Annotated in this window: 22 protein-coding genes and 1 pseudogene; 18 read left to right on the top strand and 5 right to left on the bottom strand. The window is 43.8% G+C overall.

All coding sequences use genetic code 11. The features are described 5' to 3' along the window. Positions 1 to 59: 59 nt before the first annotated feature. Positions 60 to 1,640 carry a peptide chain release factor 3 gene (locus KQI_RS0110510; protein ID WP_010346741.1) on the top strand — a complete coding sequence of 527 codons (1,581 nt, stop codon included), beginning with the start codon at positions 60 to 62 and terminating at the stop codon, positions 1,638 to 1,640. A 152-nt stretch (positions 1,641 to 1,792) separates the two neighbouring features. Here KQI_RS0110510 and KQI_RS0110505 read toward each other — a convergent pair whose 3' ends face one another. After that, positions 1,793 to 2,026 (bottom strand): small acid-soluble spore protein SspI, encoded by a 234-nt coding sequence (locus KQI_RS0110505; RefSeq protein ID WP_010346740.1) that lies wholly within the window; start codon positions 2,024 to 2,026, stop codon positions 1,793 to 1,795. Positions 2,027 to 2,190: 164 nt separating this feature from the next. Here KQI_RS0110505 and KQI_RS0110500 point away from each other — a divergent pair, with 164 nt between their 5' ends. The 5 genes from KQI_RS0110500 to tnpA all read left to right on the top strand — a co-directional run bounded on the left by KQI_RS0110500 (position 2,191) and on the right by tnpA (position 8,388). Then, the gene (locus KQI_RS0110500) at positions 2,191 to 2,853 is read left to right on the top strand and encodes a potassium channel family protein (RefSeq protein WP_010346739.1); all 663 of its coding nucleotides are present in this window, start codon (positions 2,191 to 2,193) and stop codon (positions 2,851 to 2,853) included. Between the two features lie 65 nt (positions 2,854 to 2,918). Beyond that, entirely contained in the window at positions 2,919 to 3,713 is a 795-nt protein-coding gene (locus KQI_RS0110495) for a TrmH family RNA methyltransferase (RefSeq protein ID WP_010346738.1), read from the top strand. 1,527 nt (positions 3,714 to 5,240) lie between these two features. Beyond that, positions 5,241 to 6,374, top strand: coding sequence for a Wadjet anti-phage system protein JetD domain-containing protein (locus tag KQI_RS0110485; RefSeq protein ID WP_010346737.1), 1,134 nt, complete (start codon positions 5,241 to 5,243; stop codon positions 6,372 to 6,374). 139 nt (positions 6,375 to 6,513) lie between these two features. Then, positions 6,514 to 7,323, top strand: a complete 810-nt coding sequence (locus KQI_RS0110480) for a hypothetical protein (protein WP_029390109.1) — start codon at positions 6,514 to 6,516, stop codon at positions 7,321 to 7,323. Between the two features lie 591 nt (positions 7,324 to 7,914). Then, entirely contained in the window at positions 7,915 to 8,388 is a 474-nt protein-coding gene (tnpA, locus tag KQI_RS0110475) for an IS200/IS605 family transposase (protein WP_010346735.1), read from the top strand. 411 nt (positions 8,389 to 8,799) lie between these two features. On the opposite strand, the gene KQI_RS0110470 is transcribed toward tnpA, so the two are convergent. Together KQI_RS0110470 and KQI_RS0110465 are read right to left on the bottom strand one after the other, a co-directional pair. Continuing rightward, on the bottom strand, positions 8,800 to 9,237 hold the full coding sequence (locus KQI_RS0110470) for a nuclear transport factor 2 family protein (protein WP_010346734.1): 438 nt from the start codon (positions 9,235 to 9,237) through the stop codon (positions 8,800 to 8,802). A gap of 139 nt (positions 9,238 to 9,376) precedes the next feature. Continuing rightward, complete coding sequence (locus KQI_RS0110465) at positions 9,377 to 9,664, bottom strand: beta/alpha barrel domain-containing protein (protein ID WP_010346733.1); 288 nt, start codon at positions 9,662 to 9,664, stop codon at positions 9,377 to 9,379. A 223-nt stretch (positions 9,665 to 9,887) separates the two neighbouring features. On the opposite strand from KQI_RS0110465, the gene KQI_RS0110460 reads away from it, so the two are divergent. The 3 genes from KQI_RS0110460 (at position 9,888) to KQI_RS28795 (ending at position 11,996) form a co-directional block, all read left to right on the top strand. After that, complete coding sequence (locus KQI_RS0110460; RefSeq protein ID WP_010346732.1) at positions 9,888 to 10,745, top strand: LysR family transcriptional regulator; 858 nt, start codon at positions 9,888 to 9,890, stop codon at positions 10,743 to 10,745. Between the two features lie 90 nt (positions 10,746 to 10,835). Next, positions 10,836 to 11,423: an NAD(P)-dependent oxidoreductase gene (locus tag KQI_RS26775; RefSeq protein WP_080572130.1), complete on the top strand. Its 588-nt coding sequence runs from the start codon at positions 10,836 to 10,838 to the stop codon at positions 11,421 to 11,423. 426 nt (positions 11,424 to 11,849) lie between these two features. Further along, entirely contained in the window at positions 11,850 to 11,996 is a 147-nt protein-coding gene (locus KQI_RS28795; protein WP_010346730.1) for a hypothetical protein, read from the top strand. Between the two features lie 62 nt (positions 11,997 to 12,058). Here the strand turns inward: KQI_RS28795 and KQI_RS0110450 are convergent, their stop codons facing one another. Then, on the bottom strand, positions 12,059 to 12,418 hold the full coding sequence (locus KQI_RS0110450) for a MerR family transcriptional regulator (protein WP_010346729.1): 360 nt from the start codon (positions 12,416 to 12,418) through the stop codon (positions 12,059 to 12,061). 104 nt (positions 12,419 to 12,522) lie between these two features. Between KQI_RS0110450 and KQI_RS0110445 the strand changes: the two genes are divergently transcribed. Next, on the top strand, positions 12,523 to 13,233 hold the full coding sequence (locus tag KQI_RS0110445) for an SDR family NAD(P)-dependent oxidoreductase (RefSeq protein ID WP_010346728.1): 711 nt from the start codon (positions 12,523 to 12,525) through the stop codon (positions 13,231 to 13,233). Positions 13,234 to 13,364: 131 nt separating this feature from the next. Here the strand turns inward: KQI_RS0110445 and KQI_RS26770 are convergent. Beyond that, positions 13,365 to 13,733, bottom strand: a pseudogene (locus tag KQI_RS26770) (DUF6262 family protein); the annotation flags it as partial. Between the two features lie 807 nt (positions 13,734 to 14,540). On the opposite strand from KQI_RS26770, the gene licT reads away from it, so the two are divergent. From licT to KQI_RS0110400, 8 genes are all read left to right on the top strand, one after another. Then, positions 14,541 to 15,377, top strand: a complete 837-nt coding sequence (gene licT / locus KQI_RS0110435) for a BglG family transcription antiterminator LicT (RefSeq protein ID WP_010346726.1) — start codon at positions 14,541 to 14,543, stop codon at positions 15,375 to 15,377. Between the two features lie 149 nt (positions 15,378 to 15,526). Beyond that, the gene (locus tag KQI_RS0110430; protein WP_010346725.1) at positions 15,527 to 17,422 is read left to right on the top strand and encodes a beta-glucoside-specific PTS transporter subunit IIABC; all 1,896 of its coding nucleotides are present in this window, start codon (positions 15,527 to 15,529) and stop codon (positions 17,420 to 17,422) included. Between the two features lie 396 nt (positions 17,423 to 17,818). Continuing rightward, complete coding sequence (locus KQI_RS0110425) at positions 17,819 to 18,706, top strand: helix-turn-helix domain-containing protein (protein WP_010346724.1); 888 nt, start codon at positions 17,819 to 17,821, stop codon at positions 18,704 to 18,706. Between the two features lie 163 nt (positions 18,707 to 18,869). Next, complete coding sequence (locus KQI_RS0110420; protein WP_010346723.1) at positions 18,870 to 21,002, top strand: ADP-ribosylglycohydrolase family protein; 2,133 nt, start codon at positions 18,870 to 18,872, stop codon at positions 21,000 to 21,002. Positions 21,003 to 21,019: 17 nt separating this feature from the next. Beyond that, positions 21,020 to 21,643: an ECF transporter S component gene (locus KQI_RS0110415; RefSeq protein ID WP_007432050.1), complete on the top strand. Its 624-nt coding sequence runs from the start codon at positions 21,020 to 21,022 to the stop codon at positions 21,641 to 21,643. Next, the gene (locus tag KQI_RS0110410; RefSeq protein ID WP_010346721.1) at positions 21,640 to 22,380 is read left to right on the top strand and encodes an energy-coupling factor transporter transmembrane component T; all 741 of its coding nucleotides are present in this window, start codon (positions 21,640 to 21,642) and stop codon (positions 22,378 to 22,380) included. Before KQI_RS0110415 ends, KQI_RS0110410 begins: the two co-directional genes overlap by 4 nt. Next, entirely contained in the window at positions 22,377 to 23,231 is an 855-nt protein-coding gene (locus tag KQI_RS0110405; protein ID WP_010346720.1) for an energy-coupling factor ABC transporter ATP-binding protein, read from the top strand. Before KQI_RS0110410 ends, KQI_RS0110405 begins: the two co-directional genes overlap by 4 nt. After that, positions 23,231 to 24,037 carry an energy-coupling factor ABC transporter ATP-binding protein gene (locus tag KQI_RS0110400; protein ID WP_010346719.1) on the top strand — a complete coding sequence of 269 codons (807 nt, stop codon included), beginning with the start codon at positions 23,231 to 23,233 and terminating at the stop codon, positions 24,035 to 24,037. Before KQI_RS0110405 ends, KQI_RS0110400 begins: the two co-directional genes overlap by 1 nt. Positions 24,038 to 24,152: the final 115 nt, after the last annotated feature.

The following is a 24,152-nucleotide window of genomic DNA, read 5'->3' as shown; positions in this document are numbered from 1 at the left end:
TTTTTATGAATAGCTTGAGCAACGAATGCAATGGATTTGATCATGAAGGGATATGTGAAATGAGTAAAACGACAGATATACTTCAACAGGAAGTTGACAAACGGCGCACGTTTGCGATTATTTCTCACCCAGATGCGGGGAAAACAACATTGACGGAAAAGCTGCTGCTGTTCGGGGGCGCAATCCGTCTTGCGGGTACAGTCAAAGCACGTAAAGCAAGCAAGCATGCGACGAGTGACTGGATGGAAATAGAAAAGCAGCGGGGGATTTCGGTTACATCCTCGGTTATGCAATTTGATTTTATGGGACATCGTATTAATATTCTGGATACCCCGGGTCACCAGGATTTCAGTGAAGACACGTATCGCACGTTGACAGCCGCAGATAGCGCGGTCATGCTGATTGACGTGGCGAAAGGTGTGGAAGCGCAAACGATCAAGCTGTTTCAAGTTTGTGCGAAGCGCGGAATTCCGATTTTCACATTTATTAACAAGCTGGACCGTGAGGGACGCAGCCCCTTTGATCTGATGGAAGAACTGGAGCAGGTGCTTGGTATCCGTTCGGTTCCTATGAACTGGCCGATTGGAACAGGGCGGGATCTGTGTGGTGTCTACGACCGTGTCAAGAATCAGGTCGAGTTGTTTCAGGGAGACGATCATTCCACGATTAAGGTACAAAAAGTGGAGGATTACAATGATTCGATCATTCGCGAGATGGCGGGGGAATATCTGCATGACCAATTGTGTCAGGATTTGGAGCTACTTGATGTAGCGGGCGATCCTTTTGACATGGAGAAAGTACAGCGCGGAGAATTAACACCTGTTTTCTTCGGTAGTGCGATCAACAATTTTGGTGTGCAGACGTTCCTGGAAAACTTTCTCCAGCTTGCTCCTAAACCGGAGCCGCGTCGCAGCACAGCGGGGGAAATCGAGCCAACGAACGAGAAATTTACCGGCTATGTATTTAAAATTCAAGCTAACATGAACCCGGCTCACCGCGACCGTATCGCATTTTTGCGCATTGTGTCTGGTAAGTTCCAACGCGGGATGAGTGTTAAGCATGTTCGGATGGGCAAAGAGATTAAGCTGTCCCAACCGCAGCAGTTTCTGGCACAGGATCGTGATATTGTCGAGGAAGCTTTCCCGGGCGATATTATTGGATTGTTTGATCCGGGTATTTTCCGTATTGGCGATTCACTCAGTCAAGGCAGCGAGATCGTATTTGATGAATTGCCGACCTTCTCGCCTGAGATTTTCGCCAAGGTTACTGTGAAAAATGCTTTGAAGCACAAGCAGTATCAGAAGGGGATTGATCAGCTAACCGAGGAAGGTACGATTCAGGTGTTCCGTACGGTAAGCTTCGACGATACGCTACTGGGTGTTGTCGGCCAACTGCAATTTGAAGTATTTGAATATCGCATGAAGGGCGAATACGGAGTAGACGTACAGCTTCAGCGTATGCCATTCCAATTTGCACGCTGGATCGTGGATGAGCAGATTGATCCGAGCAAATTCCGTATTAACTCTACGCTGGTAAAAGATAAAAAAGGTAATTATGTCGCCTTGTTCGAAAACGAATATGCTATGCGTACCGCTATGGAGAAAAATCCGTCAGCCAAGTTTTTGGAGATGGCTCCATAAGGTTTAATCAGCATCGCAGACTGATCTCTGCCATTTTGATCTACACAACGAATAGTCCACTCAAGGTTACGGCGAGTGGACTATTGTCATTTTCGGATAAGAGCAGAATCATGAGCATGGCTGAACATAAACAAGAATTTGCACCGTAGGAACTAGGTTAATGGGACGGGTTTGATTTTATCAATTTGTTCATGCGCCAAATGGACGAACTCCTGCTGCTGGTTAGGGCTCATGTGCTTCCAGGCGACCTCAAGAATGACACCCAATCCAGGCAAAGCAGCCTCTGGTCCATCCACTGACCCCATAATCATATCTGTAAGATCAGCTTCTGATTTGCCGTGAACTTTGTGAACAATCGCTTGTCGTAAATCCAGTGTAATGGGCATGTGTACCTCCCGTATGTTTGTAGTAGTTATCAGGTGTATTATGGCTTGCGCTACAGAGAGGTATACATGAAGAAGCATTTGGCATAAGCATGCCAAAATTTATGTTTGTAGCGTGTTATGCTATACTATGACGGACAGAATGGTGATCGGGAGGTTAAGAAGGAATGGCAAAAAAACAGTATGCGGTCATCGGCATGGGGCGTTTTGGTTCCAGTGTTGCCACCGCACTGAGTGAGATGGGGTTTGATGTACTGGCTATTGACTCGGACGAGCAGCGTACACAGGAGATGTCAAATATTGTGACGCATGCCGTGTCTGCCGATTCGACGGATGAGGAAGCGCTGCGAGCGCTGGGTATTCGTAATTTTGACGTGATTGTAGTCGCGATTGGCGAAGATATTCAAGCCAGTATTCTGACGACATTGATCCTTAAGGACATGGGTGTACCGGCTCTAGTGGTCAAAGCGCAAAATGAACTACACGGGAAAGTGCTGAGCAAGATTGGGGCAGATAAAGTTGTTTATCCTGAACGGGATATGGGGCTGCGGGTAGCCCATCATTTGACCTCTCCCAATATTTTGGATTATATCGAGCTGTCCAAGGACTACAGTATCCTGGAGATGAAAGCCGCCGATTCTATGATTGGAAAAAATCTCAAGGAGCTCGATATACGCGCACGCTTCGGCTGCAATGTGATGGCGATTCGCAGAAATCAGGAAATGAACATCTCACCTTATGCGGAAGATCGGCTGGAGGCGGGGGATGTGCTGGTCATTGTGGGTCATAAAGATGATCTGGCCAAGCTGGAGCTAGCTTTTGCTGCATAGCAGAGGCTTGGTATTTAAGCACAAGTGAAGCTTCATTTATTTTTAAAGAAACGGACGGATAACGTATGGAAATCATTTCACCGAACAATGCCCGTGTAAAAGAATGGGCGCAGCTGCTGGAGAAAAAGCATCGCACCCGGCAGCATAAATATATTGTCGAGGGTATTCATCTGGTGCAGGAAGCGCTGCGTTCAGACGCGGCTGTTGAAAGCGTCGCTTATGATTTGGACAAGGGCATTCCCGCTGAGCTGAATGGCCTGGATCAAGCTGACCAGCCGATGGAATGGATTCCCGTGTCGGCGGCGGTCATTGCCAAATGCACCGACACGAAGACGCCGCAGTCCGTCTTCGCCATCGTGCGTAAGGAGGAGCCCAGCGCATTCGCGGCATTGCTGGAGCAGCCAGATGCGCTCGTGATGGTGCTGGACGGGGTGCAGGACCCCGGCAATGTAGGCACCATCATCCGCAGTGCGGACGCCGCCGGAGCTGCTGGCGTTATTCTGGGTCATGGCTGCGCCGACCTGTATAATCCCAAAACGATCCGCTCCACCATGGGATCGTTGTTTCACTTGCCCGTGATTGAGGGCAGCCTGGAAGAGCTATTGCCGCAGGCGCAAAGCAAGGGGGCCCGCTTGATCAGCACCTCGCTGGATGCCAGCCTGTCATGCTATGACGTGGATTTGCGTGCATCCACCTGGCTCGTAATTGGCAACGAGGGCCAAGGCATTTCCGATGCCACCGCACGCATGGTCAATGAATCGGTGTTCATCCCGATGCAGGGGCAAGCGGAATCGCTAAATGCAGCGATGGCTTCTACGGTGCTATTATTTGAGGCGATGAGACAGCGTGTTAATGATTGATCTAAGTTTTCTTATGTGGGTTATATCATCAATTGAGACTAATTATATTATTAAATGAGACTGTTTATACCATCTAAATGAGACAGTCAATGTCCCCGAAAACCCAATAAAATCGGGAATTAAGGCTAAGTAAATACAAAATTATCTGTTAATGATTAATCTAAGTTTTCTTATTTTATGGTGAAAAAGGACAGTATATTTTTTATAACAAGAAGTGAGACAAACATTATCTAAAGGGAAAATCACCTTTGCTCGACTATAATAAAATTTTGTTATATACATTCTTACCTACAGGAATTTAATATCTAACATAAACAGTCTCGATAAAAGCTCCTATATCGAGGCTGTTTTTAAGTTATGAATAGTAGGTGAAATGATAACCCGTTTTTGGGAAAGTGTTACCCTCATTCAAATCTTTTTCTGCTTTTTGGAAGATCCGTCGATACTCAGGCAAAGTTTGTCTTTAGCTTTCGAGGATATTTAGATAATTAGCAAACCTGTTTTAGATTGTATTTGTTAGGCCGGGGTTAAAAAGTGTCAATCTGTTTTCATTTTGTTTATTAATTTCTGAGAAATATTAGATTAATGTAAATTGTCTATTCCAACTTCTTGATGTGTATGAGAGGAATCAAAAGGATTGCCAGGCTTATCAAAAAGATATTAATTTTTATTATCGGCAGCTTAATTTTTTTTGTGAAAATATTGTACAAAAGATTTTTGTTTTAAACCAACTAATAAAAATTTATGAAAAGAATAGAGAGCCTCAAATTAAGTGGTGCTCAGAGACTTATTATTCAAAACAACATGGAGATATTGGAAAAGAAACAGATTGAAAGATCGAACTAACCAATAAAAGTAAAATCACAGATGAATTCCTAGTTTGGGATTCGATTCTATGCAGCAGGCAAAATTGCTGCCTAAGAGCCTGTTTCCGCAAGCAGTCACCATAGTTAAGATCTGCGGGAGAGGTTTCTCGTATGCAAAAAGAGTGGATCGGATCCACAACGATCTAGAAGGGTGATAGATCAATTCATCGCTTATAACTAGGCGAAAGAATTGGCTCTTCAACAACACACTGCGAGTGCGAAAGAAAGTACGATAATTTTGAGTGGGATTTGACAGCCAAGGAAACAGTTTGTTTCTGTTCCACTATTTGATGTACCTGTTTGTTCAGTTTCCCCAATTCCTGGATATTGTTCGAAAAGCACTTGATTTCCTTGTTGCCACTTTTTCAAACTTGGATATATTCTAGCTCTTCTCCCATCTGATTTATAGATAGGGGCTATTTGGCGTTTTTACGTATCCTGAAACTCAAGGAAAACTCGTTTATTAGTGTAATTCCTGAGGAGAAGAAATGCCTAAAAAGAAATTGATACTGAAAAGAAAGAATAAATAAATGTTTAACTTCCTGGTAAAGATGATAATAAATCTATCATTTTATGAGTTTTTTACTTTGTTTTATTCCTTAGGTAGTTATAAATATGGAGATATAGTATTCGACGTCGGCGTACTTTTTAAGGGGGGCCAATGAAGAAGGAAGAAATAATTAGCTATCTATTAGATAATTTATCCCAAAGATTAAGAATAGGGAGTAGGAAAAAGGTTAGTATGTTTGCAATAGAAAAAGAAGTGATTCGTGCTTTTCACGATATAAATAGATACCAAGCGGGAGGTGGATTTCAACTTTTTTCTTTGATAATTGACCAATTGCTTAATGATGGAGTATTAGAGATTCCTAGAACGGCACGGGTTATAAAAAAAGGGCCTAAGCTCCTAAGAGAGTGGTATTGGTTTAGAAACAACAAGGAGCTCCAAAGTTGGTCATACGACCAGTATGTCGAAGTATCCGACCTGCTAGATTTATCGTATTACCGGTCGAGCCCCCAGTTACAAACAGAAGATGAATGGCGGAAAATAAAAATTATCCACGCTTTTATGAAGAAAAGGCATCTACGAACGCCGATATCCAGGGAGGAGCGTTCACTTCATTTATTTTCCTGGTTATCTCCTTGGAACGAAAAAGAAGAAAAGGAAAAATGGCTAGGCAGTAAAGAGGGGAAGTCTTTCCTCAAACGGTTAAAGGTTACGTTGGATGACTTAGTGTGTTATCCAGTTCGGGAGCCTTTTGTATACTTTAAAAACCCAACAGTGGTTACTGTGCAAGAGGTACTGGTGCTAGAGGGATTATCTACCTTTAATACCTGTAAACAGCTAATCTATGAAAAGAAGTGGCCTTTCGAGTGTAAGCCGGAACTCCTTATCTTTGGAGCTGGATTCCGAATAATAGGAAACTTTGAATATATTGAGGATATGCTTTCCAACCCGGGCGGCGTTAACGTGCGATATGCGGGGGATTTGGACCCAGAAGGTTATAAAATCTTTATTGATTTTAAGAGGACCTATCCCAAGTTTAACATTCATCTCGCGACGGAATTTTATGAATGGTCCTTGCGTCATGGCTGGAGTCAGAAGACTTCTATTATTACCAAACAGAAAATTACAGAGAGACAGCTTGCTTTATTTCTATCCGAATTTCAGGTTCTAAAAACAAAGGAATTGCTTACTTTTTTATTACAAAACAAAGAGCGGATTGCGCAGGAAGTGTTTAACGCCGAAGCTCTAACGGATTGCGTTCCCATCGACAAAACCTCACAAGTGTAGACAGATAGAAGGAAAAAACAATAACGAAACGTTTAGCAGGGGGTGAGCTATTTGCTGTCCAGCGAAACCATGGATGGGTTAGAAAAATCTTAAAGATATTGAGGAACAGTTCAGTGAGGAAAGACGTGGCTATACCCGAATGATGAGTGTACTGGAAAAAGTCAGCATTGCCAAAGACCCAGAAAAAAAGAAAAATATCAAACGGTTAATGCACCGTATCCAGCGTACAAGCAAGTCCCATGATTACCTGGCAAAACTGGTAATTGGGAATATCCGAACGGACTTTGAATACCGTAGCAATCACTTTATCGCCATGTTCTGGTCACGCCCGAAAAAGACCTTTAAGGAGTCAATTTGGAAAAAAGGAAAAGAACACGGATTTCAGCATCCAGATGCCCTGTATCTGATAGCCAATTCGATGTTTTCTCCACAAAAACCATTTTTGTTCCCGCTCGAATGGATAGCCATGGAACAAACTCCATTTCAACGGGTGGTGGATTTTGTTGAGGGAGAGGATGTTCAAACCGCCATAAAACCGATGGAACTAGATTGGGACCGAATCTTAGATTTGTGGGCTCCACTCATCTCTCGTTTACTTGAGTCCGGGGAAATTTCAACATCCATTTATCAGTTCTTTGAAGAAGATGATTTTAGCGAATGGGTCAAGTGCCGGGAAGCCTTTGATATTTGGATGCTTTTTAAAATGAATGAAAGCCCAGTATTTACCGTGACAGAGGAAGAGTTAACTCAAGAAGATGTTGATCATAAACTGGATTTCATCCGAAAGCTGATAGTAAAATACCCGCAGTATGGGGGGCTAGTTAATGCAACGATTACCACCTATGCTTCGGATGACTTAAAAATTCTACTTTATGAGCAAATTGAGGTTTCACTCATCACCATCCAACTATCTCAGAAAGAAGAAGGGAGAGCTTCCAATGATTTCTGAACGCGATTATGAAACTGCAAACCGCCTCTATGGAGCTTTTAATCGTTGCTTTTGTGTTTTTTGGAACATCCTCTGTCTCAAAGGTATTTACTGGCGCTTGCTGCTTTTTATTTGTCTTGGCTTTCATACGTTGTCGGCCTCCTTTTCTGTTAGCTGGGAGTCAAATATCTCCTTGTAGACCGTGCAGCTTTCCAGCAGTTCCTCATGCTTGCCTATGCCTGCGACTCCTTGAACGCGGAAACCCTACAGGAATTCATCTTTCGCGTATCCTCTGGAACGCTTGTTCTAATGAATGGGTTAGTGGCCAAAAGGAGTGGTTTGAAAGGGGGCTTATGGTTAGCTAGACGGAAAAATATGGCGGTAGCCTTCAGCCAGGTGAGTAGGTGGCCAATTGTCCAACGACAAGAACATGATTGCTTTAAAAGTCGCATAATATGCGGATTTTTTGTTTAGGCTTTAGCCAGTTGAGTGCGTGAAACGCGCGAAACAAAAAACCACCCGCTATGCGGGTGGAGGGATCGAGGGTTTGACCAACAAGACCATTCCGATACAATTGAGATGTTCAGGCTCAAGAGAAAGGAATGGTCTTCGATGGCAAACAAGAGCTATAGTTTAGCTCACACAAAGTGGATGTGCAAATACCAGATTGTATTCACCCCGAAGTATAGACGGAAAGAGATCTATAATCAAGTAAGAAAAGACTTAATTGAAATCTTTAAACGCTTACGTAAGTACAAGGGCGTGGAAATTCTGGAAGGTCATATGATGCCAGATCATGTACACATGTTGGTAGCAATTCCGCCAAAGATATCTGTATCAGCATTTATGGGATATCTAAAAGGGAAAAGTTCGTTAATGATCTTTGAGAAGCATGCGCAGTTAAAGTATAAATATGGGAATCGGGAATTCTGGGCAGAAGGATATTATGTAAGTACAGTGGGCTTAAACGAAGCAACCGTAGCGAAATACATTCGTGAACAAGAAGCACATGATCAAGCCATAGATAAGCTGAGTGTAAAAGAGTATGAAGATCCGTTCAGCAGCAACAAGAACAAAAAGAAATAAACCAGTTTGACTGGTAAGTGAAAGTGACAAATAACACTGAGCCTGAACAGATTTGTGGTCAGGCTAGCGTCTTTAGGCGCAGTTTGGCAACAGGGGGTTATACCCCAAGAGCAAACCACCCGTTGGACGGGTGGTCATGATTTGAAGTATATAAGTTCTTGTCGTAACTCAATGACAAGAACTTGGATACTTGGCCGATTAGATAATTATCTAATAAACTTTAATGGTTGAGTGGAGGGACTCACTTCGCTGTGGCCCCGAGTGGACTATATAAGGAGCGTAGCGATGCTATCCTAGTTACAATTAATAGCGCAGGTGACGATCGGTTATTCTACTACGCTATCATTCCACTTTTGTTTAATACTTCCTCCTGCGGAGCCCTAAATCAATCCCGTCACCATATAAGCTGCTTTATTTCTCGGCGTCATCCGTGAGATTGACTAATACGTCGTTAACGTGAGCCGTGTCGTGATGCTCGTGGTAGACGGCGATTTTATCGCCCCGGAGCTCAAAGAGAAAATGATAATGGTTCTGATAGCGACGTCCACTCTTCAACTTCATTGTTGAGTAGGCTTCCACTGCGACACGGTCCCCTTGGATGGTCCAACCGGTAGGGACGATCTGAAGTGGCCCGTCAGTAATGTTGTCCAGCGGGGCCAGCATCAATCGGAATTTATCCTTAGAAACGAACCCGGGGTGTGGAAGTCCGCTCATCCACCACTCGACATCATCGGTGAGCATGTCGAGAAGTACGTTCAACGGCTCCGTATTCTGAGGGTCACCCCATCGACCTTGCCCATAAAGGCTAAGGAAGTGTTCAATTATCTTCTTCTTGGCTGTGTCGTTCATTTTTTTAATTCACGCTCCTTTGTAGAGTTCGGGTTCGTAGATTTCCATCCTATGACACCTTGATAGATAAGGGTCGAACAAACCAAAAGACGTACTCTGTTTCCATTTTCATCAGTACGCTCATTGTTGCAGTAAGGAACTAATCTAGTAAAATTGATTGTAGAGCAGATGGAGCTATAGTTCCTTGTACAAAACGCTTCCCATGAGAAAGGGCTCCTGTATGGTCAATTTGAACAAATATTTTTCGCACCTTCCAGATGGACAGTTTCCACATCCTTTTTCCATGAATGTGCTTGTAGTTAACTATTCCTGGTTGGTTAAAATAGCATTGGCTATATAACGCATTAGTGACGAGTAAATGTGAAGAATAATATGAAATCATTTGTTCAGTCGCAAGACCTTCAGAAGTTGCGCCCGTGCGTGTCATTGGTGCAACTCCTACTCGAGTCTAATGTTTAGACACCCCTATAATATTTGTGTTAATCATGATCACATCCTCCGATGAACTTAGGTTGAATATTATCTGCAGATAGGTATATTATAAATCAGAGTTTATGTGCAGTAAAATTGATATATTAGAATTAAACGTTCATTAATAATGAACTGTAGTGTCGTACATGTAATAAATTTAAACACAAAGGTGTGAAACCGTGGAGCTTCGTCATCTCATAACCCTGAAGACTATTGTTGAAAAAGGCGGATTTAAAAAAGCTGCTGAGCATCTAGGTTACGCCCAGTCCTCCGTCACTGCACATATCAAGGAGTTGGAAGCTGAGGTCGGAAAACCTATTTTTGATCGTTTGGGTAAAAAAGTCGTGCTAACCCATTACGGAGAGCAGTTTCTTCCTTACGCTTTAAAAATCATTGAATTATATGATCAAGCTTTAACGACAGACAACGAACCTACTGGTGACCTTACGCTAGGTGTATCGGAATCACTTATGATTCATCGCGTCCCATCTCTTCTTGTCGAGTATAAAAACGTATATCGAAATGTGAATTTATCCCTCAAGTCAATTGATTTCCACGACATTATGGCCAATCTTCAAACAGGAGAAATCGATATTGCATTGGTATTAGAAAGTGATGGATGGAAAATGCCTGAACTCCACTGTGAACAGCTGGTGAGAGAAAAAATGGTGATCATCAGCCCGCCTCTTGAAATGAATCTGGAACTGGGGGCTGTACTTTATACCGAACGTAGTTGCAGTTATAAGGCTGTTTTTAATGATTATCTCCATTACAAGAAGATGAAAGTTAAAGAAAGTCTGGAGTTTCAGAACATCGAAGCGATTAAACAATGTGTCAGGAGTGGTTTAGGAATTTCTATGGTCCCTTATTTTTCGGTACAAGAGGAATTGGAGAACCATAAACTACTCGGGGAAGAGGTCGAATATGATCTTACTGCAGTGTCTACGTACCTGGCATACCATAAAGATAAATGGCTTTCACCATCAATGAAAAGTATGATTTCATTAATTAAAAAACATGCTGAGAAGTGGATGTGATGGCTGGTCATAACGATTGGCTTCTTTTTCAATGTAGTAACGGACAATAACGTTTTTGGGATAAATGTGACTTCAAGACCCATTACCCAAATGGGACGAGCTATCCGAACCCGGAAGGGGGACGTATTCGATGCCTCGAGCATGGAAAAAGCCATAGCCGGTACTGAAGCCGTAATCAGCTGCATAGGCCCGCCAAGTAACTTCTCGCCGGATAGTGCCAAGAAGGGTTTTCTGAATATCAGGGCAGCAAAGAATGTTATGACGGCAAACCTCTCACCGGGCACCGTCATGTCGGAGGGAATCCCGAATATACTTGCGGCCTGTCAGCGAGCTGGCGTTAAGCGCCTAGTCATGCAGAGTGGCATTAATTTGAGCGACGGAAAAGAACTTTCTGCAGTCAATCGGTGGGCAGTAGGCTTGATGCGCCGAATCTATTGGAAGGCGATCGAGGATAAGGCGATTGCCGAGCATGCAGTAATACGGAGTGATTTGGATTGGGTAATTGTACGAGCGTCAGTGCTTAAATACGCGGATGGCAATCTGAACTATACAGCAGGTCCATCGGCTCGCATCTCTCCACTCCGGCCGCTGCCCTTTGCAGACTGTGCCGACTGCCTTGTGCGGGCGGCGACGAGTGAGCCAGCATGGATCAAGAAGATCGTTAATGTTGGACGATAACATACAGGTGAGAGGTAAGAGTCGGGAAAACGCATCCGATGCGGTCGAAATCATGTTTCGGAAATATTAAAATCATCTCCTTCGTATCACCTAATAATTATATGAAGGCGGCACTAAATGCAGAAAAGGACCGGAACTCTTTGAAAAGCAAGGTTTCGGTTAATGAAAATAGTCCCGATGTATGCACAATTCATCGGGGTGATAGACTAGGCAAATAAAGTCGTAGACTGAAAAATAAAGTATTAGATTGACGATGCTTCATTCATTTAGCTATACGAACGGGCAGATTACGTCAATGAACCATAATCAGATATTGATTTCGATTACAATCACTGGCATATTTTTCATACGAAAACAACAAAAACTTACCAATGGACTTGGAGGAAGAAGACATCCGAAAATCCCGTTCGAGTCGTGAACGCCGCGGTGAATCGACTGAGTGACAGCATCTTTTCAATCGCCTATCCATGGTTCCTGCCCACTGCGCATACGGACGAAGAAATCGATGCAACGCTGACGGCGGCGAACGGATGGGTTTCGGAAGATAACGTTTCGGCATTCCTATGCGGATAACATCATTAGGGTGTTTGCTCTTACATGAGATTCAAAATTTAGTCTATATGACCCAGCTTATATTAATAATTTTCCCCGCGATAATAGCGCTTCAGTTTTTCTTCCAAATGAACGAGCTGCGCTTCCTTCTCCTCAATATCTTTCAGCAGCTTTTGCTTTTGATCTTCAATTAGTTTGATTCTCTCCGGCAGGGTTGAGGTTCCTTCGTTCACCTTATCATAATACTTTTTGATGTCCTCCACACTCATCCCGGTTTCGCGTAGACATTTGATAAAAACCAGCCAACTCAGATCATCATCCGTATAAAGACGGTTATTCTGCTCGCTTCGGGCAGCAGGTTTTAACAGTCCCTTTCTTTCGTAAAAGCGGATCGCTCCAATATTGATCCCGACTTCCTTCGCCACTTCTCCAATCGTTAACATACTTACCCTCTTTTATAAAAAATTAATTGTTGACCTACACTTAGTGTAGCATAGTAACTTATAAATCGTTAAAGAAAAATCAAATTAGGGAAAGAAGGATTCGCATGAAAAAGACCGCCTTTGTAACCGGAGCAAATAAAGGAATCGGAATTGAAATCGTTAAGCAGTTAGGTGAAGCAGGCTGGAAAGTCATCCTTGGCGCACGCAGTACCGAACGGGGTGAAGCAGCCGTTTCCGAGTTAACTTCCAAGGGGTTAGACGTAGAATTTGTACAAATCGACATGGGTGAATTGAAAACCATCGAACAGGCAGCCGATACGATCAACAAGAATTATCCGGACTTGAAGCTTCTGATCAATAACGCTGGTATGCCTGGCGCTTTCTCCCGTTCTTTTACGGATACCAAAGAGGAAGATCTGCGGAATGCCTTCGAAGTTAACTTTTTCGGGACCTTCCGTTTGAACCAGCGCTTGTTCCCGTTAATCAAAGATAACGAAGGTACAATCGTCAATGTATCGACCGACATGGCTTCTCTGGACCATATGCAAAATGCTGAATTTACTTTAAACGCATTCGATTATAACTCATCTAAAACGGCCAACAATGCCATGACACTTTCAATGGCTTATGAAGTCAAAAACAGTAGCGCTCAAGTATTCGCGGTAACGCCTGGATTCACCTCAACAGATCTTAATGGAAATGCCGCAGGCGGTAAATCGAAAGAAGCCGCCGCTGCGATTATAGTGGGTTATGCGACAGATGGCAAACGTCATAACGGCGAATTCTTGGATGAGAAGGGCGTTTATGCCTGGTAACTCGCAACTGCCAAAAGCAAAAACTCTTGCCGCCCATATCGTGGACAAGAGTTTTTTGCGTACAAGATTCTAGGTTTGAGTGAGAAAACTTAATCATTTCGAGGGAGCTTAATAAGGTAACAGACATTCCCTCAAATCTTTTGATATACCTCCGCATAGGAAAACTTAAGTTGTTCTCGCAACTTTTTATTTTCTTCTTCGAGCTTCTTCATCTTACGTTTTAGCGAAGCAATGATGGCGTCCTTATTGTTTTCATCCATCTCTCGCTTGATTTGTTTTGGTGTCGGCACTTGAGCTTGCTGCTGACGAAGCGATTCAATGCGCACACGTATCTCAGGATTGTTATAGAGCGTTGCCTTGCTTACGCCAGAATCAGTTGCCACACTATTAAAATTGATGCCCTCTTTGGCTTTTACAAGCCGTCTAATCGACTCATCCACTCTTTGTATGGTCTTTGCTTTTCGATCCTCATGAACCTGCTTTAAATGCGCTCTGCGATCGTCTTATGTTCTGATTGGCATATGTATTACGACAGGTGTGAGCTTGATATACTACATAAATAAGGCTGAAGATTACTCGAGAATGCCAGCAAATTTATCTGTGATTGCTCTTATTTTATGTATTATATTTTTTATTATACAATCTAAGAATAAGTAACAAGGTATATATTGGAATAGGTCTGTATTCGATGCAGTTTAGATCTCCAAGTTGACAATGTAGCTTAGAAGAGGAATCCTGTGAAATTATAACTCGACACTATTATTCTATATACGTGTGTTGGGGGATTTTTTTGCCTAATAAGAAATGAAGCAAGGGGATTCAGTTGAGAATACCAGTTAATTATATTGTCTCACTGCATCTTATAGAAAAAGTACTTTTATCCTGTTAGATGTTATAAATTTTTTCGATTATTGTTATAAAAACAGCCATTATAAGCTTGTTTTAGTCTCAATTGATGATATAACCCACATCTTATTCTATGGTGAAAAAGGACAGCCTGTTTTTTATTTGCTCGACTTCAATAAAAATTTATTATACAAATTCTTAGCTACAGGGCCAGCTAAACCTCGTTCAGGTGATATTTTAGCTATGCAATTCCGAAATTAAGCGACAGGTGTCCAAATCCAGATTTGAGATTATTTTTTTGTTGAAAACGTTCTCCCCATCTTATATAATAAATCTACAATTAATATTAGGGTTGTTACTGCATCGCAGGCAAAGCCTAAACCAATCCGTGCTAAATTATATTTAGTTTAGGATTAGTTTAGGTTTTTTTTGTTAGCAAAAAATATAAAGTGGGCGAACTCATGAGGATTAAAAAAGTATTTAACAATAATGTTGCACTGGTTGAAGGGCCGAATCGATCCGAGATCATTGTTATTGGAAAGGGACTAGCCTATCAGAAAAATCCAGGTGGAAATATAGATCCATCAAGAATTGAAAAGACCTTCGTGATGGAGACTAAGGAATTATCTGAGCGGCTATCTACATTACTGAGTGAGATTCCTCCAAAGCATCTAGAATTGACAGACCAAATTATCCGTTATGCAGTAAAGGATCTACACACTTCCTTTAGTAATAATATCTACCTGGCTCTTACAGATCATATTAGTTATGCAATTACGCGCTCTGCGCAGGGATTGAGTCTCAAGAATGCACTGCTCTGGGAGATACAGAAGTTCTATCCGAAAGAATATCACACGGCAATGCATGCTTTACACTTAATTGAAAAGGAAACTGGAATTAAATTACCTGTGGATGAAGCTGGCTTTATTGCAATGCATTTTGTGAATGGTCAGCAGGATGGTCAGGAAATGGAACAGACCTTGATGGTTACCCAGATGGTTCAAGGAATTCTTAATATAGTAACACTTCATTATGGGATTGAGCTAGATGAGAATTCGTTAAATTACAGCCGCTTTTTGACTCACTTAAAATATTTTTCTTATCGCACCATGCGTCATGAATCGATTCCTTCTGAGGATGATGAGCTCTACGAACAAGTCGTTGCCAAGTATCCTGAAGCTTTTGCCTGCAGTGAGAAGGTAAGAGCATATTTACGGGAAGAGTATCAAGTTGAGACAACCGAAGGTGAAATGGTCTATTTCATGCTCCATATTAGGCGTGTGACCAGCAGAGATTAGCCTATTACAATAAATAGCAGGGTTGTTACCATTAGTTGGGCAAAGCCTGGATAAGTGATAAGTGTACTGTTTTTCAGTGTACTTAATCACCTATTCAGGTTTTTTTTATTTCATATAAACCAGAATGAGTTCTAAAGGAGCGAGCACAAATGAAGTACGAAAGACTGGCCAAAGATATCGTGCAGAACATTGGGGGAGAGGAGAATGTTACGAATCTTGTCCATTGTGCAACCCGGTTGAGATTTAATTTAAAAGACAATCATGTACCCGATAAAGAGAAGCTGACAAGCTTAGAAGGAGTGCTGACTGTCGTAGAAAGTGGCGGTCAATTTCAAGTGGTTATCGGAAATGACGTTGCACACGTATATCAAGAGATTATGAGAACCAGCAAACTAGGGGCGGGCAATACTGCATCCGAGGATGGAGATAAACCTAAGGAGAAGATCATGTCCAGAATTTTTGCAGTGATTTCTGGAAGTTTATCTCCCCTGTTGCCTGCTATGGCGGGGGCGGGGATACTTAAAGCTTTCCTAACCTTATTCACAACTTTTGGATGGACCTCTGCAGAAAGTGGAACTTACCTAATCCTGGCTGCAGCAGCAAATGCCGTCTTCTATTTCCTGCCTATATTCCTGGGCGTCTCTGCAGCGTTCAAATTCGGCGTCAATCCTTATGTAGGTGGAGTTATCGGTGCAGCATTAATGGAGCCGAATTTTACGGGGCTATCGGCCAATGGAAATACTTCTTCATTTCTAGGCATTCCTGTAGTCCTAATGGATTATTCGTCAACCGTCTTTCCGGTGTTCGTAGCTATTTGGATATTCTCTTACGTGGAGAAATATCTAAAGAAAATCATCTATAAAGAGCTGCAGACGTTTTTGGTTCCGTTATTGTCCTTAGTCATCATTGTACCGCTCACTGTTATGATCTTTGGCCCATTTGGAGTATATGTTGGAAACGCGATAGCAGATGCCATTAATTATCTCATGGGAGTAAGCGGGCTGTTGACAGGAGCTGTTATCGGCGGGTTAATCTTTTTCCTTGTTGTTTTTGGCCTTCATTGGGGCATTATTCCGATCGTTCTGGCAAATCTTACGAATGGAACCGATCCAATCCTTGCGATGTGGGCAGCCTCTAACTTCGCGATGGCTGGGGTGGCTCTGGCTGTTTTCATTAAATCCAAAGAAAAGCCTTTGAAATCAATTGCTGGTTCCTCTACGTTAAGTCTGGTGTTAGCCGGTGTCTCTGAGCCGACCGTATACGGGATATTGCTGCGTTACAAGCGCACGATCCCATATGTTATTATTGCCGGAGCTGTCGGAGGGGCGATTAATGGCGGTTTCCATACGTATGCTACAGCATTTGTCTTCCAAAATATTTTTTCAATCGGTGCATTTGAACCTGTCGGGTATTATTTAATAGGGATTGCCGCCGCTATGGGGATTGGTTTGATTCTGACGATTCTTTTCGGATACCAAGACAAAAAAGCTGTTGCAGTGACTGAGCCAAGTGACGCAACTCCTATAGTAGAAGTAAAGGCTGTTCAACCGGAAGCAAGTGTCAACCTTACAGGTGTTTCGAAAGTCTTGAAGAAAGAGGTACTCCTTAGCCCATTAACAGGAGATGTGAAATCCTTGACTGAAGTTCCCGATCCTGCTTTTGCAGAAGGTGCTATGGGGAAAGGGATTGCAATTATTCCGAGTGTTGGCCAAGCCGTATCTCCAGTGAACGGTACGATTGGCACAATCCTCAAGTCGGGTCATGCTGTAATTATTTTGTCTGAGAGTGGTGGGGAAATATTGATTCACATTGGAATCAACACCGTTCAATTAAAAGGGCAATATTTCACCCCTCGGGTTAAGGCAGGAGATCAGGTCCACAAAGGGGATCTATTGATTGATTTTGATCTTGAGAAGATTAAGGAAGCCGGATATAATCCGATCACTCCAGTTATAATCTCGAATACCGGCGATTATTTGGATGTTATTGAAACAACAAACTCATCGGTTTTGGTACAAGATAAGTTGCTGACGCTTGTTGTCTAAGCAAACTAGCCAGAAAGGAGACTCACCTATAAATTTCACTGATAAATCTATTCGTTGTCCAAAACCAATATTACTTATTATTGGGGAACAATATCGATGTTATAACTCATATCTGTTGCGGGTTATTCCATAAGGATCAAAAACACACTCATAAACATATGGGTGTGTTTTTGGTTCGTTTTTTGTTTTTATTAGTATGATGAATATATATCAATAATGTATACATCAATAATTCGGGAGTTTACCCGTGATGTACCGTGGATTTTGGGATTAATAACCTTTGTTTAGTGTACTATAATGTAAAATGACGGTTATATGGATACATAGCATACAGACATCCAGTAAGCTTTTTTGCAAATAAACCGTACCTAAGCTTTAACCAAAGGGGTGGCTAACTTGAAATTACACATTGATTATCCCCACGATATTCCCATCGTTGCGTTCCAGTGGACACCGGAAACCATACTGGAGCCATTCCATACGCATACCAGCCTGGAAGTCGGCTGCTGCATTTCAGGCAGCGGCGTTTTTTACTTTGAGCAAAAACGCTATGCCGTGCGCCCGGGAGATATTTTTATCGTGAACCAGACCGAACTGCACATCGCGCAGTCTGATGAAGCCGACCCCAGTACATTTATCTTCATTAATTTCGACCCAAGCATACTGCTCCTCGAAGATGAGAAGCTGCTGCTTCCCTATAGCTATCAGTCTGAGAAATTTCAGAATCATATTCCAGCGGAGACAGCCCTTGCCCGTCAGTTGCAGCCCCGAATGATGACCATCTATGAAGAGCTGTCACAGCAGGATGTAGGATATCTGTCCAGGGCACGCAGTATTTTGATTGATATTAGTGTGATGCTGCTTCGAAATTACATCAGCTCCATTTCAAGCGAGCAGTGGAGACGAATGAATCATTCGTATCGGGAGCTGAGACAGATGCTCGAATATGTGCACCGGCATTTTGGCAGTGATATTCAGCTTACAGATGTAGCACAGTCAGTAGGCTGGTCACCGGCCCGGACCTCCCGTTTATTTCGAGAATACACAGGCAAAAGTCTGCGGGATTATCTTGCTCAGCTTCGGCTGAGTGAGGTGAAAAAGCGGCTGGTCACCACCGATGATCTGATCTCGAATATTTGCTTTGACTGTGGATTCCAGAGTATGGCTTCGTTTTATCGTGCTTTTCAGGCGAATACCCGTACATCTCCGAAAGAATATCGTGAAATGTACGGATTAAGTGAGGATTTTGAGAAGGTTGGGGACGCTAATGAGAAGTCAAAATAATAACGCTTACTTTATAATAAGGACAGCCGAACTCGATAAATGAATATAAAAACGAAGAGGCGGAATGGTGCTGCACCAGCGAAGCAGTTGCGTGGCGGTGGGAGGCACCATCCACTGCACAGTAGCATGACATGAAACTTTGAAAATCAAGGAGGGATTGCGGTTGGTTACTTACCGTTCGGATTATGCAGAACGCGTGTATGCGGGATGGCTTGGTAAAGTGATAGGCGTGCGTCATGGCGCGAATATTGAAAACTGGACGTATGAACGGATTGAACGGGCTTTTGGAGAGATCACGGATTATATATATGATTTTAAAAACTTTGCAGCGGATGATGACATTAATGGACCGCTTTTTTTTATGCATGCTTTGGCGGAATTGCCTCTTCATCAAAAGGTGACCGCAGAAGATATGGGCAAGGTATGGTTGAACTACATTGCGGACGGCCACGGCTTTTTCTGGTGGGGAGGCTATGGTGTATCCACAGAGCATACGGCTTACCTTAATTTGAAGCACGGAATGACGGCTCCACAATCGGGCTCGCTCGAGCAGAATACGAAGGCGGTGGCGGAGCAAATCGGCGGGCAAATTTTTAGTGATATCTGGGGGTTTCTGGCTCCGGGTGATACAGACGCAGCAGCGGATCTGGCCGAGAAGATGTCATCCGTTTCCCATGACTGGAACGGGATTTATGGAGGGCGGTTTGTGGCAGCTTGTTGTGCTGCGGCGTTTGAGTCTTCCTCGGTAAAAGAAGTGATTCAGCGGGCACTCACAACGATTCCTCAAGACAGCAGCTACAGTGAGGTTGTCAAGGATATCATCCGTTTTCATAACGAACATCCGCGGGACTGGCGGGTATGCTTCCGCTATATTCAAAGCCATTACGGGTATGATCGTTATCCGGGCATATGCCACATTATTCCGAATACAGCCATTGTAGTGCTGGGGCTGTTGTATGGCGATGGCGATTTTTCCAATTCTATAAATATTACAAACATGTGCGGATGGGACACAGATTGCAATGTCGGCAATGTCGGAGCCATCGTGGGAATTTTGACGGGATTAACCGGTATTGGTGTGCAATGGACAGCACCGATCAATGACTTTGTATGCGCTTCCAGTGTCGTGGGCTCCCGAAACATCCAGGACATTGCCTCTGTTGCACAACATACGGTTGCGGTTTCCAAACGGTATTTTCTGGGACAGGAGCTGCCGGACAAGCCGGGGGTACACGCACATTTTGATTTTGAGCTTCCGGGCTCCACGCATGCCTTCCGTAATCATTATCCGCAAGGATTGCCTGTGACGATGGTATGTAAAAATACGGATCGGGTCGCTTTTAGTGGAAACCGTTCTCTTCAAGTGTCTATAAGCTCGTTAGTAGGAGGGGAGAGCTACCGGACCTATCTCAAGACGTATTACACACCAGAGGATTTTAATGACAGTCGTTATGACCCAAGCTTTACACCACTATTTTATCCAGGACAAAGCGTTTCCATGAGTGTGTACATTTCGCAAGGAGATGAGGAGCAGGTTGCCGCCCGTCTTTATGTACACAACATTCAGGATGGAACGCGGGTATACGGGGAGCGAACCGTACTGCCCATTGAGAAATGGACGACGCTGACCTGGAAGGTTCCGTCGATCCCGGGAGCCGTGTTGTCGGAGGTTGGCGTGGAATGGATTCCGCTGGCTGAAATCTTTGGGCAACCAAAGTCATTAACGGCTTATATTGATAATGTTCAATTGCAGGGCGAGCCTGAGATCGACATCTCTTTTGTCTCCGAAAAGCTGGAGGTATGGCCGACATTACGTCAGGAGGTCAGACAGCTGACTCATCTTCGTGGCTTGTGGACGCTGGAGGACGGTCTTCTAACGGGAAGCGGTGCTGGTGAATCTGCGGAAGCTTATACAGGGGCCCATTATTTTAAAGATTACACGTATGAAGCTGCGATTCGTCCGGTCATCGGCTCGTCCCATGGGGTACTGTTTCGGGTTCAGGGGGCATCTCGAAGTTATGCAGCGGTGCTCAAGAAAGGCCATCTAGCTCTGATGAAAAAAGAAGGTACGAATTGGCGTACTTTGCAGGAGGCTCCTTTTATTTGGCGGCACGGTGCGGAATACCGGGTTTCGGTCGTTGCAGCTGGCAATCGTTTTTCTATTTCTGTAGACGGAGAACTTCTGCTGGATTATACCGATAATGAGAATCCTTATATGAGCGGTCAAGTTGGATTCGTAACGATGGACAGCAGCCGAACGGCTTATGTCAGTTACCACATTCATCCAAATAAATGATAGAAAGAGGGACAACGATGAAGCGGGGTCTGAAAAAAGATTTTACACTGCTGGCGATTACGATGATTCCTATCGGGGTTGCGATTAATGTTGTGGCTTATCAGCTTATGACCATTTTGAAAATGCCGATTTATTTGGATGTGATTGGTACATGTATAGTAGCTATGGTAGCTGGACCGTGGGTGGGATTGGTTACAGGCGGACTTGGCAACGTCGTGAACGGGATGCTGAATCCGGTGTCGATTCCTTTTGCCATCACATCGATGGCGATCGGATTGACCGCTGGTTACCTGTCCAAGTATCGGATGCTGGTGAAGCCCTGGAGAATCATCGTTTCCGGCCTGTTGATTGCCGTCGTCTCTTCGGCGACGTCCAGTCCGATTCAAGTCATTTTGTTTGGTGGAGTGACGGGTCAAAGTGGTGATATCGTTATGGCCACATTGCTGGCAACGGGCAAGCAGATCTGGACCGCCGTATTTTCGCAAACACTGCTGTTGGGTGTTGTTGATAAAGTGCTGGCTATTCTGGCAAGCTCCTTGATTGTATATAAAATGACCCCACAGTTTCTATCTAAAATGCATTACGGCGACATTTATATGCGTTCGAAAAAAATGAACCGGAAGGGAGATCAGGTGAAGTGAAAAAGTCCATTCTTGAGCTTTATCCGACAACCAAGCTGTTGGGGGTATTTTTTGTACTGATCTCCATTCTGATCGTACCGGGATATACTTATCAATATGCCATTCTTCCGATATGTATGGTCATTGCATTGCTGGCTGGCGTTTTCCAAGGCTTTTGCAGTCTATTTTTTAAAGGTGTTACGCTGATCGTTCTCTTTATTTTTATTATTCAGGGCTTCTTCTACCCGGGTGATACGGTTCTCTGGTCAGGCTGGATACTCAGTCTGAAACAGGAAGGCTTGAGCTACAGTTTGCTGTTGACGTCCAAGATCGTTGCCATCACAGCCTCGATTATCTTGTTCTTCCAAATCACCAAGACGAAAGATCTGATTATTGCACTGGAAAAAATGGGAACGCCGAAAAAGGTCACTTACGTGATTATGTCTACTCTGCAAATCATTCCGCAGATGCGGCAACAGCTGAATGTTATTATGGACGCTCAGCGTTCGCGCGGGGTGGAGACGGAAGGAAGCCTGATGATCCGGGCCAAAGCCATCATCCCCGTGCTTGGTACATTGATTATCTCGTCTTTTGAAAATACGCAGGAACGTGTAATTACACTGGAATCGCGGGCTTTTACGATCCAGCGTAAAAAAACGAATGTGACTGTATTACCCAAGGGGCTGCTGGATACGATCGTACGGATCGTGCTTCTACTGCTGCTTGTATTGATTATCTGGAAGGGGGTTATCGGATGAGCCTGTTATCTATGGAAAATGTATCGTACAGATACCCGATTAACGATTGGACATCCTTGAAGCAGGTGACGCTCAACATTGAAGCAGGCGTTTTTTACGCGGTCATCGGTGCCAACGGCGCAGGAAAAACGACGCTGTGCAGCGTGCTCAGAGGCTTTATTCCCCATTTCTATAATGGAGAGCTGGAAGGGGAAGTGAAGCTTTTTGGGAAAAATCTGCTGGAATACGAGTTGGGGGACATTGCCTCTCGGATCGGCTACCTGTTTCAGAATCCCTTTACACAGATTAGCGGAGCTAAGGAGACGGTGTTCGAGGAAATTGCCTATGGGTTAGAAAATTTAGGAATGGAACCAGCCGAAATTCGCAAGAAAGTTGAAGATGTGATTGCCTTGCTGAAGCTGGAGAAGATAGCGGAGTCCAATCCAACGGAATTATCCGGCGGGCAGAAGCAGCGGGTGGCTTTTGCCGCTGTGATCGTCATGGACCCTGAGGTGCTCATTATCGATGAACCGACATCTCAGCTTGATCCGCAGGGCACCGAGGAAATCTTCCGTATTATCGATCTTATGAAGCAGCGGGGCAAGACCATCATTCTCGTGGAACATAAGATGGAATGGATTGCGGAATATGCAGATCAGATTATAGTGATGGAAGACGGACAAGTCGTAATGCAGGGAGACACCCAGTCGATCTTGAGCAATCCGAAAGTAATGGAACACGGGGGTTCACTGCCCCAATATGCCGAGGTGGGACTGAAGCTGCTTGGGGAAGAGCTCGTCAATCAGGTACCCATTACCCGTAAGCAAGCAGAGCTTGTATTTTCGAAGCTGAAAAAAGGGGGAGCTGAATAATGGCTTTATTGTCCTTGAATCAGGTTTCTTTCCGTTATCCGAATGGTACAAAAGCGGTAGATCAAATCTCGATGTCCTTCCAGGCAGGGGAAAAGGTAGCCATTATTGGACAAAACGGAGCCGGGAAGACAACCGCCGTTAAGCTGATGAACGGACTTTTGAAGCCGTCATCAGGGACGGTCATCGTCGATGGATGGGATACGAAAGATCACACAACCGCTCAAATTTCTTCGAAGGTCGGATACGTTTTTCAAAATCCCGATGATCAGCTGTTCCATGAGACTATTTACGAAGAGGTTGCGTTCAGCACGCGACACCTCAAGGTTGATGCTGCAGAGGCCAAGAGAATGACCGCCATGGCGCTGGAACTGACAGAACTGATGGAATATGCGACTCTTCATCCTTACAGTCTTCCTTATTCGATGCGTAAATTTGTGACCATTGCGGCGGTTATCGCGATGCAGAGCAAGGTCATTATTCTGGATGAGCCGACCGCAGGGCAGGATCGTCGTTCATTGGACCGACTGACTCGCATCATTGATTATCTTACACAGGAAGGTAAAACAGTCATCACGATTACACATGATATGGCTTATGTGGCGAATCATTTCAAACGGGTTATTGTCATGGCGAACCGACATGTCATTTTGGACAGCACCGCCCAAGAAATCTTTTGGCAGCCTGCTCTGATGCAGGAAAGTCATATTCAGGCTCCGCCTGTAAGTCAACTGGCGTCTGCATTACATTGGCCCGGCCAGATTGTGACGGTGGACGAGTTTGTGGGGTACGGTAGAAGGCAGTCCTAGAGAAGCTATCTGCTTCGGCAGCCAAAAAGCGAAGTATAATATATATATGGTTTTAGACTAAAAATGATCAAGACCTAAACTTAAGAAAATCAAATAAAGGGTTCTACATATTATG

This window comes from Paenibacillus peoriae KCTC 3763 (genome assembly GCF_000236805.1).
Taxonomy (GTDB): Bacteria; Bacillota; Bacilli; order Paenibacillales; family Paenibacillaceae; genus Paenibacillus; species Paenibacillus peoriae.
The sequence above is the reverse complement of the archived record's forward strand: the minus strand, read 5'-3'. Positions and strand labels throughout refer to the sequence as shown.